Below are 12,766 nucleotides of genomic sequence, written 5' to 3' on the forward strand. Positions count from 1 at the left end.
TACAAATGGAACATGGTGCTTCCGTTACATCACTATTAATCGTAGTGGTTGTTGCATTTTTAACACCGATACTTTTGCACCGTTTTAAATTAAACTTTATTCCAGTAGTGGTTGCTGAGATCATTGTTGGTCTAATAATTGGGAAAAGCGGTTTTGATATTGTTCATGAAGACATGTGGTTAGAAACATTGTCGACTTTGGGATTTATCTTTTTAATGTTTTTAAGTGGACTTGAAATTGATTTTACTGCTTTTAAGAAAAGTGGGAATAAACAAAAACAAGGGGATGGCAATAAGGAACCTAATACGTTTTTAGCTGCAACCATTGTTTTTATAGGTATCTTCCTAGTGTCATTGGTATTATCATATTTATTCGTACTCGCTGGATTTATTGAGAACGCGTTTTTAATGACGTTAATTATTTCAACGATTTCTCTAGGTGTTGTCGTTCCTACCTTGAAGGAAGGGAACTTAATGAAGTCCAATCTTGGTCAAATTATTCTACTTGTTGCAGTCATTGCCGATTTAGTTACAATGATTCTGCTAGCTGTCTTTGTATCTCTATACGGAGGTGGGGACAGCAATACGTGGTTACTACTGGTTCTATTTGCTGTCGGAGTAGGTTTATTCTTTGTTGCCAAGAGATTTAAAAATAATAAGATTATAGAACCGTTATCCACGGGAACTATTCAAATTGGTACAAGAGGAGTATTTACTCTCATCATTGTACTAGTTGGACTTTCTGAAACGGTTGGAGCTGAAAATATTCTTGGTGCGTTTTTAGCAGGGGTGCTAGTATCGTTATTATCACCTAATCAAGAATTAATTCATAAGCTTGATTCCTTTGGTTACGGGTTTTTGATCCCGATTTTCTTTGTTATGGTAGGTGTTGGTTTAGATATTTGGGAGCTATTTAGTGATCCACAGCTTATCATACTAATACCACTTCTCTTAATTGCTTTGCTTCTTTCAAAAATCATTCCTGCCCTGTTTTTAAAGAAATGGTATGATTTGAAAACGGTTTTTGCTTCGGGCTTTATATTAACGTCAACACTTTCCTTAGTGATTGCAGCAGCTACCATTGGGGAGAGAATGGGTGTTATTACTAATGAGATGAGTGGAATGCTGATTTTGGTTGCAGTAATTACATGTATTATCACACCGATTTTGTTTAAAAAACTGCTACCGAAGGAATCGGTACAGGTCAAAAAACTAAAGATTGCTTTTATTGGAGCAAATCAGCTAACAATGCCCGTCTCCAGGCAACTAGAATCTAGTCTTTATGAACCTACGATTTATCATACAAAGCAAGAAAAAGCGACTTATAAAATCGCTGACTCATTATTTAATATTGTTGAAATTCCAGACTTTGAACTTGAAACTCTTGAAAAGAACAATGTTCTTGATGCAGATATCATCGTTGTATCAACTGGAAGTGATGAAATCAATGCTAATTTAGCTCTAGCCTGTAAGGAGCGAGGAGTAGATAGGGTTATTGCGAGAATTGAAACACAGGATTTAGAGGAGTCTTTAAAAGCGCATGATGTAGAGGTGTTCTCTATCTTCCTGTCAACGAAGGCATTACTCCGTGCATTAATTGAAACACCAAGCGTATTGAATATCCTAACGAATCAAGAGACAGCATTATACGAGATTCTTCTAATGAACGTTCAATATGAAGGAGTGACCCTTAGAAAGTTCCCATTTACTGGAGATGTCATTTTTGTGCGAATATTCCGAGGGAAAGAAACCATCGTTCCTCATGGAGATACAGAGTTGCACTTACATGACCGTTTAATTGTGACAGGTTCTAAAGAGTATGTAGAAGAATTAAAGAGGGAGTTAGAATTCCTAATGTAAAAGGAGTCTGCTGGGTTGGGGCCCAGCAGACCCTTTTATATCAATAACACTTTTCTTTTTGTAAAAAATCATGTAATATTAGTACTAGGTACTAATAACAGATTCTTATTTAGGAGGATATACATAATGAACCTTTCTTTAAAAGGAAAAAATATAGTTGTTATGGGCGTGGCCAATAAGCGTAGTATTGCATGGGGGATTGCTCGTTCTTTGCATGATGCTGGAGCAAACTTAATCTTCACTTATGCAGGAGAAAGGTTTGAAAGTGAAGTTCGTAAATTGGTTGACACGTTAGAAGGTCAACAATCTCTTCTAATTCCTTGTGATGTAACCTCTGATGAAGATATTGCAAAGTGTTTCTCTTCAATTAAAGAACAAGTTGGAACAGTTCATGGTATTGCTCATTGTATCGCATTTGCGAACAAGGAAGAATTACAAGGAGAATACATGAGTACAACGAGAGATGGATTCTTACTAGCTCATAATATCAGTTCTTATTCATTAACAGCAGTTGCAAAAGAAGCTAGAGAATTAATGACTGAAGGTGGAAGTATTGTTACACTAACTTACCTAGGTGGGGAACGAGTAATTAAAAATTACAATGTCATGGGTGTGGCAAAAGCTTCTTTAGAAGCAAGTGTAAGATACTTAGCCAATGATTTGGGGCCAAACAATATTAGAGTGAATTCTATCTCTGCAGGACCAATTCGTACACTTTCAGCTAAGGGAATCAGTGATTTTAATTTGATTCTTAAGGAAATTGAAGAGAACTCTCCGTTAAGACATGCAACAACTCAAGAAGAAGTAGGAGATACCGCATTATTCCTATTTAGCGAACTTTCACGTGGAATGACTGGTGAGAATCTACATGTAGATTCTGGTTACCACTTACTTTCAAGATAATAAAAAATCCTGCTTCTTATGGAAGCAGGATTTTTATTTGCCTTTAAAAAGTTGCAGTAGTTGGTTTACAGCTACTTTTTTTATTATTTGATCATTGTCCATTATGACAATTTCATCGTCTAGTTGGACAATGAACGGCTTATGTTCTTCCTTTCCGTTCAATTGCAGGTATGAGTTTGTGATCTTTTTTATAATGGATTCATCAATGTTCGAGACTGGGAAACCTGGTCTAGCAATGTAATACCCTTGGCCACAATCTATCCCTAATTGAACGACAGCCTCAAGCTCTTCTTCCATTTCAATGCCCTCCGCTATTATTATCGAGTCCATTTTTTGTGCAAAGGTTACGAAAGCATCTAATATATGTTTTTTCACATTATTTTCGTGAACTTTACTAATAAGGGACCGATCGACTTTAATATAATCGGGTTGGATTTCTGAAATTGCTTGTAGAGACGAGTAGCCTGCTCCGGCATCGTCGACGGCAATCTGGAATCCTTGATCACGATAATGATAAAGAACTTTCGTAAAAGCTGAAAAATCCTCAATGGCACTTCGCTCTGTTATCTCAAACACAATGTTATGTGGGGAAAGTTTATATTGATGCAGTAAGGAAATCGTATGGCCAGGTGTAAAGTTTGGGTCATAAATAACCTGAGGGCTCAAATTAATAAATAGTTTTTCATCGTTTCTAAGAATAGTTGAGCTATTTTCAAATGCCAGCTCTCGAGCTATCTTTTCAAGTGTATATAACGAGCCATACTCCTCTGCGTACTTAAAAAGCTGTAACGGTGAATGAAATCTGCTTTGAATGGGACCTCTAGTTAAACCTTCAAATCCTAAGGTACTGCCATCTGTGAGAGATATAATTGGTTGGAAAACCGTTTTTAATTGTTTTTTAGACAACAAAGTTCGAAATTCTTTTCGAAGCTCTAGATCGCTAAATGTGTGAAGTTGGATAATGTTTTGGCTGTGTAAAGCGTTTGAGTTCATTGTAAAAAAGGCCCCTTTCCCACGAAAAAATTCAGACATGATCTTTTCGCTCTATTTCGACATTATCATATGTTTTTATGAATTTAATGAAGAAATTGTAAATTTTCGATAAACCTTTAAAAATAGGGGTGGAAGAAATATACATATGTAATCAGTCATAAAAATCCCCTCTAATTCAAAAGATAATGACAAGAATTAGAACAAAAGGATGGAATGATATGAAAAAAACACTCACTTTCACCTGCATGACCGTATTAACTGTGCTGCTTACTTCCTGTAATAATGACGCAACGCAGAACAGTGGGATGTCCTTGATAAAGAAAAGTGATCCCGATCCAATCATTCTTGATGAGAAAACAGAGGAAAAAAATAAGCTAGTATCCTCAATAAAAAAGAATGTTGCCAAATTTGAAGAGCTTTATGATGTAGCAGTTATCAAAGGCGAGGAGGAAATATTAGTAGCTTATAAAGTTAAGCATATGCAACGTTTTCATATGGTCAAAATTGAGCAAAAGATTAATAAAATGCTTGAAGAAAAATATCCAAAGGAAAATTTCATTGTATCAAGTGACTATAAAATATTTTTAGAAGCTGTTGAGCTAAACGATAAAATGAAAAATCCGGATTATTCCAAAAAGGATGCAAAGAAAAAGCTCAACGAAATAATTAAGCTGAAAAAAGAACTAACTTAGAAGGGAGCATGTGAAGGTGGGGAGCAAAAAGCCAGAATCAAAAGAGGTTGAGCAATATAAGCAATTCGAGAAGAATTTTGAAACGAAAAGACCAGTCTTTAAAAATTGTTTAAAGGCTTTTTTAGTTGGAGGATTCATCTGTACGATTGGACAGGCAATCACATATTTTTATATTTATTTCTTTAATTTTACTGAACAAACAGCAGGAAATCCTACTGTAGCGACAATGGTCTTTATTGCAATGCTACTAACAGGCTTTGGGGTATACGACCGCTTAGGTCAATTTGCAGGGGCCGGAAGTGCCGTACCTGTAACTGGGTTTGGGAACGCAGTCATTTCCGCTGCCATTGAACATAGAACAGAGGGATTTGTTCTTGGTGTAGGTGGGAATTTATTTAAACTGGCTGGTTCAGTTGTCTTATTTGGAGTTTTTTCAGCTTTTGTAGTTGCGTTAATTAAGACAATATTAATCAAATTGGGGGCAATATAATGCTGAAAGGAAAACAATCTTGGATATTTAATAATCGCCCCGTGATTACTGCTACAGGCGTTACTGGTGGTCCTTTCGAGAAAAATGGTCGATTGTCGAACGATTTTGATGTTCTATACGATGATTTATGGATGGGAGAGGAGTCATACGAAAAAGCTCACCGTCACTTGCTAGAAGTAGCAACGAAAACCGCGTTCGAAAAAGAGGGTGTGACGGTAGATGATGTACAATTTATGATTGCTGGAGACCTCATTAATCAAATTACGCCAACTAGTATTGCTGCAAGGCAGTTAAAAATCCCATATCTTGGTGTCTTTGGTGCTTGCTCAACCTCCATGGAGGGATTAGCTTTAGCATCGTTTTTCGTTAATTATGGAGGAGGAAACTATATTGTTACAGGTGCAACGAGCCATAATGCAGCTGTTGAGAAGCAATTTCGTTACCCTACTGAGTACGGTGGACAAAAGCCTCCAACGGCCCAATGGACAGTAACAGGTGCAGGTGTTGGCCTAGTGAAAGCGAATCAGGGAAATGATAGTGGGAAGCCTGTCACAACATCAGCCACGATTGGAAGGGTCATTGATTTAGGGTTAACGGATCCTTTTAATATGGGTGGTGCGATGTCCCCGGCTGCGGCTGATACAATCCTGGCTCATTTTAAGGATATGGAAATTGAGCCTTCCTATTACGACCTAATTGTAACAGGGGACCTAGGGAAAATTGGTCATGAAACAACCTTTGGTTTATTGCAAAAGGAAGGTTTACCTATTAAAAAGGAGCAATTTAAAGATTGCGGAATGTTAATTTATAAAGAAGAGCAACCAGTTCAATCCGGTGGTAGTGGAGCAGGATGTTCAGCGACGGTATTATACGGACATTTGTTAAATGAAATGAAGAAGGGAACATTTAAGCGAATTCTAGTCGTAGCAACAGGAGCACTTCTATCGCCGCTTACAGTGCAACAAAAGGAAAGTATTCCTTGTATTGCCCATGCTGTTTCTATTGAAATGAACGATTAAAGGGAGGGAAAGAGATGCTCGCTATGTTTTTTTGGGCCTTTGTTGTTGGAGGTACGATTTGTGTAATCGGGCAGCTTATGTTTGACGTAGCACGACTTACCCCTGCACATACATTAAGTGCACTTGTCGTGGTAGGGGCAGTGTTAGATGGTTTTGGTTTATACGAACCATTAGCAGATTTCGCGGGTGCTGGTGCAACTGTCCCTATCACAAATTTTGGTAATACTCTTGTACATGGTGCACTTCAAGAAGCGGAGCAGCATGGAATTATCGGGGTGCTTACTGGAATGTTTGAGATCACAAGCTCGGGTATTTCTTCAGCCATTGTTTTTGCTTTTATCGGTGCACTTATATTTAAGCCAAAAGGCTAAAACTTTTCTAATATAGGACAAAGCCTACACGTTTTCAGGTCACTTACATAAGTTATTAGTAAGTCAAGGAAAAGTGAGGTGACTTGATATGTGTGGTTACGGCTACGGTGGCTATGGCTACGGCGGCGGCAGCTACGGCGGTGGATACGGTTCAACATTCGTATTAATCGTTGTACTATTCATTTTGTTAATTATTGTTGGAGCTAGCTTTTACAACTAATCTCCACAACCAAGAGTAGGAAGAAAGATCGTTTCTAATCAAAGAAACGGTCTTTTTCCTGTCCAAAAAATCACCCTTTTTATGGTTCCTTCATAAGATGAGAGTAGCTAAAAAAGGAGGCGTGGTTTTAAGAATGGATAATCAATTCTTCAAAAATGTTGAAAAGAAAACTGGCGTAAATATGAAAGACATTCTTGAACTGGCTGGTTCATTACAAAATGCAAACTTTAAAGATGAAAAAACAGTTCGAAATGTTATCCAACGTGTTTCTCAAATTGCAAACAAACCAGTTACTAAAGAAATGGAAGATAAAATCGTTTCTTCTATTGTTGCTGATGGGAAGCAACTTGATTTTAATACGTTATCTAAAATGATTAATAAAAAATAAACCAAAAAGAGAAGCTTACGAAATATGTAAGCTTCTCTTCTATTATTTAGGAAGGATGGGAGCTAAGAATCTAGAGGGCTTAGCGTTTTTTCCTCTTCTTTTATGCGGGATTGCTATATAGCATTCTTCTTGAGCACGAGTGACAGCTACGTATAACAAACGACGTTCTTCTTCAAGTGGTGCGGACTCCCCATTCCTTAAGGATTCTAATGCGTAGTCATGAGGAATTCCTCCATCAACAACATCGAGAATATAAACAACTCGATATTCTAAGCCCTTTGCACGATGTATGGTACTAAGTGTGATTGCCTGATCAAGCTGTTTACTAAGATTTTTTATTTCTTTATTCATCGCACTTATATGCTTTGTATGGTCAAGGAAATCAGTGATTGTTTCAAAGTTTTTGGCTGCGACTTTTAAATCACGAATATCATCAGAGCCTTTTTCCAGACTATTCCCTTCATTCCCTCGTTTTTTAAGGTAGTCACCAAAACCAACTTCCTTTTCAATACCTTCAATGCATTCAACAGGTGTACGGCCTCTTAGGCCTCTAATTGAAGGCAATAGCTTTTTTAGCTTTCTCTCTTGAAAGGGGTGACCAGTCGTAACATTTGATAAGCATTCGAGCATGGAGCAATCATCCAAAATACTATTTGCTTTAATGTCATTCAGAACGGATTGTTTAATAAATAAAACAGGGAGAATCTGACTAATAGCAGTTTGGTCATCTTCATTGATAATGAGTCGAAGAAAGGACAACATCGATTTAACAATATAACGTTCATAAAAGTTTTCCATATCCATGTCAATTCTAAAGGGAAAGCTAGAGGTTACTAATCTTTCAAAAACTGCTCGGCTCCCTGTATTTGTTCGGTATAAAATGGCGATATCATTTGGAACGTATCCATTTTGTAGTTTTTCATGTATGTCCTGAACAATCATTGTTGCTTCCTCTTCTTCATCAAAGGGATAAAACAACATTGGTGAAAGAGAATGTTGGTATTGAGCTAACATGGTTTTTTTTCTACGAGATGTATTCTTTTCAATAATCCGATTGGCAGTAGATATAATTTCATGGGACGAACGATAATTTTCGTTTAATATAATGATTTGACTATCCGGAAAATCTTTTTCAAAAGAGAGAAGGTAAGTAGGGTCACTACCTCGAAATGCATATATAGATTGATCATCATCTCCTACCGCAAATAAATTCTCCGTTTTCCGAGATAGGATTTTTATGAGCTCATATTGAACTTTATTAATATCCTGAAATTCATCAATTAAAAAGTACTGGAAGCGATTTTGGTACATGTCTAGTATATCTGGATGTTCAGTTAAATACTTATGGCATCCAATGAGCATGTCATCAAAGTCGAAAAGGTTTTTCTTTTCTTTTTCTGCTTCATAAAACTTATATAAATGTAATACTTGCTCCTCCCAACGATTGGTTGCATGCACATCCTGTGGAAGAAGAAAAGTATTTTTCCAATAGCCAATTTGTTGTAAGGCTAAATCGTATGCAAACTCCTTTTCATCAAGTGAAATAGTTTTTCCACCCTCTTTAAGAATTTGATCCTTTTGCCAATCCTTTTTAATTAGTTTAGATGGATGCCATCTTTCAGGCTCATGGAAGGTTAGTATTCTATAAAAAATACTATGAAATGTACCTGTTAATAGCCTATTAATGTCTGAAGGTGAAAGAAGTGGATATTTATTAAGCCTTTCTTTCATTTCTGTTGCTGCTTTTGCTGTGAAGGTAACAAGCATAATAGATTTTGGATCAATTTTAAGCTCATAAAGCATGTAGGCAGCCCTTGTAGTCAACACTCGCGTCTTTCCACTACCAGCACCAGCGATGACTAGGACAGAGCCAGTTACTGTTGTAACTGCTTTTATTTGTTGATCATCAAGTTGGAAGCCGTTGTTAGATAAATGTTTTATATACTGTGAGGTTATGTTTGTTTCTTTCCGGACTGTTCGTTGAAAGGAGGGAGAAGCTTTTACATTTATGGCTGGTTGAAACGTATCGTGTTTAGTTGGAGTCACAATCATACGCGTAACAGGTATTTTAAAGCCATTTCGTTCAACGTATTCGATAGGTGAACTACCCGCTTCATCAGGTTCAATATCAATATCTTTACAATTAGAGTGTTTACGAAGCATATGATAAAAATAAGGATCTTCCTGTATCCCTAAATACAGCCGGACCTGTTCTTTACAAGTGGGACAATGCAGTTTTCCTTTTTTGGCGTCATCATATATGAGCTGGTAGCTCTCTCTATTCAATGTGTTTAAATTAACTTTTTCATTATTTTTAATAGCAATTTTCATAATTAACCCCTTAAAATCAAAAACTCAATCGAACTCTATCATAACAAAACAATTACTCCTACATAAAGAAGAATGTAAAAGTTTTATTTTTCCAAAATCAAAGGAGACCTATGAAAGAGGTGAAGAAGATGGGGTATATTGTACCTGTAGTTAATTTTCAATCGAACCAGTATTTAGAGAGAAACTTAATAGCATCGAGAGATCCATATAAATATGAATCGGTAACTAGAGTCATTCCGATAAAAAGTGGAACATCCGAGGGGAATCAACACCAACAATCTTCTTTTTCTAAAAGGTTGATTCAAAGGGAAGAAAAAAAAGTACTAAGGCCTTCCAACGAAGCGCTAACCCATATATATGAGATTACAGGAAAAGGAAAATACCTTGATATAAGTGTATAAAAAATGCCTCAAAATTGAGGCATTTTTTATTATATATATTTCTTCATGGTTCTATGTGGAATGCCAGCATCCATAAACTCATCAGAGATTACTTCATACCCTAATTTATCGTAAAAAGGAATTGCTTGCGTTTGTGCATTTAATTTTAATGCGGAGTAGTTATTCTGTTTTGCGTATTGTTCAATTTTATCCATAATCAGTTTTCCAGCTCCGGTATTTCTACTTCCGGATAACACACAAATTCTTTCTACTTTCCCGATGCCATTTAAATCTCGAAAACGCCCAGCACCTATAGGAACTTCCTGATCATAAAGAACGAAATGAGTGCATTCACTGTCGTACTGGTCAATTTCTTCCTCCTCAGGTACCTGTTGTTCCTCAACAAATACATGCTTTCTAACGTTAAAAGCATCCTGAAGCTTCTCTTTTGTTGTCACTATTTCTACATTCACTAGTATCTATTCCTTCCCGAGCCTGAATGTCTCAAAAACAGTCCATGAGCCATTTTCTAATTGATATAAAAGGTGGAAACGATCAATGTATTCATCATGGTTCACCTTCTGCATTCTTAAAGATCCTAATACATCTGAATGTTCATCATCAGATAATCTTTGTCCTAACGTAATATGAGGTACAAAGGAATATTCAGTCGTCTCTCCATATCCAAGAGCGTCTATCGCCTCATGAAGATCAGTAATTTCAGTAGAAGGTTCTACCTTGAAATAAATTACATTGTTCACCGGATGAAAGGAGCTGAATTTCGGAATGTGAATATGTAAAGGAGAAAATCGTTTTGCAATATCTTCAAGTTTGTTTGCTAAAGTTTTTGCTTCATCATCACTAGCCTCAAAAGGTGCTTTCAGAGTGATATGTGGTGGAATGAGAGAGTAATGAGGATCATAACGTTTTCGGTAAGAATTGGCTAAATCTTGAAGTGCTTTCCCAGGGAAAATAACAATTCCAAATTTCATTATATGACCTCCGTTAGTATATGGATTATAGAAGAGTTGCATATTATTTATTATAACAAATTTTCTAAATCATTTATATAATTATACCCATTCATGTTTCGTCATACCCGTATTATTATGAGCCAAACATCGCTTTTAATGACGATTTCAGGTCTCCTTGCCAATACGTCCAAGTATGATCGCCATCGAATTCATGATAGACATAGGCTAGTGAATGACTTTTTAAGTATTTGTTCAGTTCACGGTTTGGGGTTAAGAAATCCTGAACCTTACCGTTCATTGTTTTTACGGATGTTTCGTTTAAACCGATACTATGGTAAATAGATAGTTGGCTTGTTGTGTTTTCCATAGCGACTCTTTCCAGAACGAGGTCATTAACATAAGGGGATTGAATAATTACCTTCCCAAATGTGTTTGGATATCTTATTGCAGTGAGAAGAGAGATAGTAGCACCCAGTGAATCACCAATTAATGTCCGTCCCATCCCCATATGAAAGGTTGGAAACTCTTTATCCAAGAATGGAATAAGCTCATGAGCTAAAAAGCGGATGTAAGCCTCATGCTTTTTGCCTCCTGGATGATACTTTTCCCTGCGATCCTCAATATCTAAATAAGGGACTCCAACGACAATCATGTTTTCAATTTCTTTAACAGAAAGTAATTCATCACAAACCCTTGCTATTCTACCTAATTGGAAATAATCCCTCCCATCAGCTGTAACAAGAAGGTGGTATTTATACAATGGAGAAAAGTTGGCTGGTTTATATACCAATAGGTTTATTTCTTCGTTAAGTTCGTTACTATAAAATGTTAAGTCTTGAATTGTTCCTTTTAGGATATTCACTAAGCATTCCTCCTAACTGGAATATAAAGGTACTATTAAAATTTTATCATAAATAGTGTGTGTAGATAGGTTTTATTTTACTAGTGTATAAGCACTGTATGAAATTGCATAAAGTATTTCTGTGTACAATAATGGGTGTTCGAGAAGTGGAGGGAAGATGCTAGTTGTACCAAATAGTTTGACAAACAGATGACAGATTATGATAAAATTAAATACGAAATACTGGAAATTTATAAAAGGGGGAATTCCATTGAAAAAGAAACGTTTTCTTCTTTCAACCGTTCTAATGTTGGTACTGTCACTTGTGCTCGCAGCTTGTGGAGCAAACAAAGACGAGGGAAGTGGTGCTGAGGATAGCGGTGATTCAGGTGCTGAAAAGCCAAAATTCATTAGTATTGTAACAGGTGGAACTGGTGGTACATACTACCCGCTAGGTGGATCATTTGCATCGATTATTTCAGATGCAACTGGTATCGAAACAAATGCTGAAACATCAGGTGCCTCTGCTGAAAACATGACAACTCTAAAAGCTGGTGATGCAGAGATTGCCTTTACACAAACAGATATTGCTTCTTACGCTAAAGAAGGAAAATTAATGTTTGAAGGAAATGCTGTTGATAATGTTCAAGCAATCGGGACATTATACCCTGAAACCATTCAAATAGTTACTACAGCGAAGTCAGGAATTAAGTCTGTAGAAGACTTAAAAGGCAAAAAGGTTTCTGTAGGAGCACCAGGTTCAGGAACAGCTGCTAACGCAGAACAAATTTTAGAGGTTCACGGATTATCTTTCGATGATATCCAAAAGCAAGATTTGTCTTTTGACGAATCTACTGCAGGAATCCAAGATGGAACAATTGATGCTGCATTCGTTACAGCTGGTACACCAACAGGTGCAGTTGAAGGTTTATCTGCAACAGAAGATATTGTAATCGTACCGATTGCAACGGATAAAATTGCAGAATTAATTGAAGCATATCCTTACTATATTGAGGACGAAGTTCCTGCTGGTACGTACGGACTTACTGATAAAGTAGCAACGGTTGCTGTTCAAGCAATGCTAGTTGCAAGTTCTGATCTTCCTGAAGATGTCGTTTATGATATTACGAAGGCAATCTTTGAAAATCTTGATAAGGTTACACATGCTAAAGGTAAATTGATCAAAGCTGAAAATGCTGTAAATGGTGTAGGAATTGAAATCCACCCAGGTGCACAGAAGTATTACGATGAAAAAGGTATTAAAGCTGAATAATCAGTAGTTTGGTGAAAATAGGACCGGCCGGC

Annotated in this window: 15 protein-coding genes; 10 read left to right on the forward strand and 5 right to left on the reverse strand. The window is 36.7% G+C overall.

Features of this window, described 5'->3' with window-relative positions:
- Window positions 1–5 precede the first annotated feature (5 nt).
- Together BKO01S_RS13815 and fabI are read left to right on the forward strand one after the other, a co-directional pair.
- Window positions 6–1,859, forward strand: coding sequence for a monovalent cation:proton antiporter family protein (locus BKO01S_RS13815; protein WP_066054894.1), 1,854 nt, complete (start codon window positions 6–8; stop codon window positions 1,857–1,859).
- A gap of 126 nt (window positions 1,860–1,985) precedes the next feature.
- Window positions 1,986–2,762, forward strand: a complete 777-nt coding sequence (gene fabI, locus BKO01S_RS13820; RefSeq protein ID WP_066054897.1) for an enoyl-ACP reductase FabI — start codon at window positions 1,986–1,988, stop codon at window positions 2,760–2,762.
- A 33-nt stretch (window positions 2,763–2,795) separates the two neighbouring features.
- Here fabI and BKO01S_RS13825 read toward each other — a convergent pair whose 3' ends face one another.
- Entirely contained in the window at window positions 2,796–3,755 is a 960-nt protein-coding gene (locus tag BKO01S_RS13825) for an EAL domain-containing protein (protein WP_198158818.1), read from the reverse strand.
- Between the two features lie 218 nt (window positions 3,756–3,973).
- Between BKO01S_RS13825 and BKO01S_RS13830 the strand changes: the two genes are divergently transcribed.
- The 6 genes from BKO01S_RS13830 to spoVIF all read left to right on the forward strand — a co-directional run bounded on the left by BKO01S_RS13830 (window position 3,974) and on the right by spoVIF (window position 6,935).
- Entirely contained in the window at window positions 3,974–4,447 is a 474-nt protein-coding gene (locus BKO01S_RS13830) for a YhcN/YlaJ family sporulation lipoprotein (RefSeq protein ID WP_066054904.1), read from the forward strand.
- Window positions 4,448–4,463: 16 nt separating this feature from the next.
- Entirely contained in the window at window positions 4,464–4,937 is a 474-nt protein-coding gene (gene spoVAC, locus BKO01S_RS13835) for a stage V sporulation protein AC (RefSeq protein WP_066055028.1), read from the forward strand.
- Complete coding sequence (spoVAD, locus tag BKO01S_RS13840) at window positions 4,937–5,956, forward strand: stage V sporulation protein AD (RefSeq protein WP_066054910.1); 1,020 nt, start codon at window positions 4,937–4,939, stop codon at window positions 5,954–5,956. The genes spoVAC and spoVAD overlap by 1 nt, the downstream gene beginning before the upstream one ends.
- Window positions 5,957–5,970: 14 nt before the next feature.
- Window positions 5,971–6,327 carry a stage V sporulation protein AE gene (spoVAE, locus tag BKO01S_RS13845; protein ID WP_066054913.1) on the forward strand — a complete coding sequence of 119 codons (357 nt, stop codon included), beginning with the start codon at window positions 5,971–5,973 and terminating at the stop codon, window positions 6,325–6,327.
- Window positions 6,328–6,415: 88 nt separating this feature from the next.
- Window positions 6,416–6,547, forward strand: a complete 132-nt coding sequence (locus BKO01S_RS23975; RefSeq protein ID WP_084362076.1) for a YjcZ family sporulation protein — start codon at window positions 6,416–6,418, stop codon at window positions 6,545–6,547.
- Window positions 6,548–6,680: 133 nt separating this feature from the next.
- Window positions 6,681–6,935: a sporulation-specific transcription regulator SpoVIF gene (gene spoVIF / locus BKO01S_RS13850; RefSeq protein WP_066054918.1), complete on the forward strand. Its 255-nt coding sequence runs from the start codon at window positions 6,681–6,683 to the stop codon at window positions 6,933–6,935.
- 42 nt (window positions 6,936–6,977) lie between these two features.
- Here the strand turns inward: spoVIF and BKO01S_RS13855 are convergent, their stop codons facing one another.
- Window positions 6,978–9,266, reverse strand: coding sequence for a UvrD-helicase domain-containing protein (locus BKO01S_RS13855; protein WP_066054921.1), 2,289 nt, complete (start codon window positions 9,264–9,266; stop codon window positions 6,978–6,980).
- Between the two features lie 128 nt (window positions 9,267–9,394).
- On the opposite strand from BKO01S_RS13855, the gene BKO01S_RS13860 reads away from it, so the two are divergent.
- Complete coding sequence (locus BKO01S_RS13860) at window positions 9,395–9,667, forward strand: hypothetical protein (RefSeq protein WP_157077373.1); 273 nt, start codon at window positions 9,395–9,397, stop codon at window positions 9,665–9,667.
- A gap of 29 nt (window positions 9,668–9,696) precedes the next feature.
- Here the strand turns inward: BKO01S_RS13860 and BKO01S_RS13865 are convergent, their stop codons facing one another.
- The 3 genes from BKO01S_RS13865 to BKO01S_RS13875 form a co-directional block, all read right to left on the reverse strand.
- Complete coding sequence (locus BKO01S_RS13865) at window positions 9,697–10,119, reverse strand: GNAT family N-acetyltransferase (protein WP_066054928.1); 423 nt, start codon at window positions 10,117–10,119, stop codon at window positions 9,697–9,699.
- A 6-nt stretch (window positions 10,120–10,125) separates the two neighbouring features.
- Window positions 10,126–10,638 (reverse strand): YjcG family protein, encoded by a 513-nt coding sequence (locus BKO01S_RS13870; RefSeq protein ID WP_066054933.1) that lies wholly within the window; start codon window positions 10,636–10,638, stop codon window positions 10,126–10,128.
- 115 nt (window positions 10,639–10,753) lie between these two features.
- Window positions 10,754–11,482 (reverse strand): alpha/beta hydrolase, encoded by a 729-nt coding sequence (locus BKO01S_RS13875; protein ID WP_066054936.1) that lies wholly within the window; start codon window positions 11,480–11,482, stop codon window positions 10,754–10,756.
- 250 nt (window positions 11,483–11,732) lie between these two features.
- Here BKO01S_RS13875 and BKO01S_RS13880 point away from each other — a divergent pair, with 250 nt between their 5' ends.
- Window positions 11,733–12,734, forward strand: a complete 1,002-nt coding sequence (locus BKO01S_RS13880; protein ID WP_066054940.1) for a TAXI family TRAP transporter solute-binding subunit — start codon at window positions 11,733–11,735, stop codon at window positions 12,732–12,734.
- The last annotated feature ends 32 nt before the right edge of the window (window positions 12,735–12,766 follow it).

Source organism: Robertmurraya korlensis NBRC 107688 (genome assembly GCF_001591645.1).
Lineage (GTDB): Bacteria > Bacillota > Bacilli > Bacillales > Cytobacillaceae > Robertmurraya_A.

Coding starts and splice junctions, on each gene's coding strand:
- BKO01S_RS13815 (WP_066054894.1), top strand. CDS start 6: ATGGAACATGGTGCTTCCGTTACATCACTATTAATCGTAGTGGTTGTT.
- fabI (WP_066054897.1), top strand. CDS start 1,986: ATGAACCTTTCTTTAAAAGGAAAAAATATAGTTGTTATGGGCGTGGCC.
- BKO01S_RS13825 (WP_198158818.1), bottom strand. CDS start 3,755: ATGAACTCAAACGCTTTACACAGCCAAAACATTATCCAACTTCACACA.
- BKO01S_RS13830 (WP_066054904.1), top strand. CDS start 3,974: ATGAAAAAAACACTCACTTTCACCTGCATGACCGTATTAACTGTGCTG.
- spoVAD (WP_066054910.1), top strand. CDS start 4,937: ATGCTGAAAGGAAAACAATCTTGGATATTTAATAATCGCCCCGTGATT.
- spoVAE (WP_066054913.1), top strand. CDS start 5,971: ATGCTCGCTATGTTTTTTTGGGCCTTTGTTGTTGGAGGTACGATTTGT.
- BKO01S_RS23975 (WP_084362076.1), top strand. CDS start 6,416: ATGTGTGGTTACGGCTACGGTGGCTATGGCTACGGCGGCGGCAGCTAC.
- spoVIF (WP_066054918.1), top strand. CDS start 6,681: ATGGATAATCAATTCTTCAAAAATGTTGAAAAGAAAACTGGCGTAAAT.
- BKO01S_RS13855 (WP_066054921.1), bottom strand. CDS start 9,266: ATGAAAATTGCTATTAAAAATAATGAAAAAGTTAATTTAAACACATTG.
- BKO01S_RS13860 (WP_157077373.1), top strand. CDS start 9,395: ATGGGGTATATTGTACCTGTAGTTAATTTTCAATCGAACCAGTATTTA.
- BKO01S_RS13870 (WP_066054933.1), bottom strand. CDS start 10,638: ATGAAATTTGGAATTGTTATTTTCCCTGGGAAAGCACTTCAAGATTTA.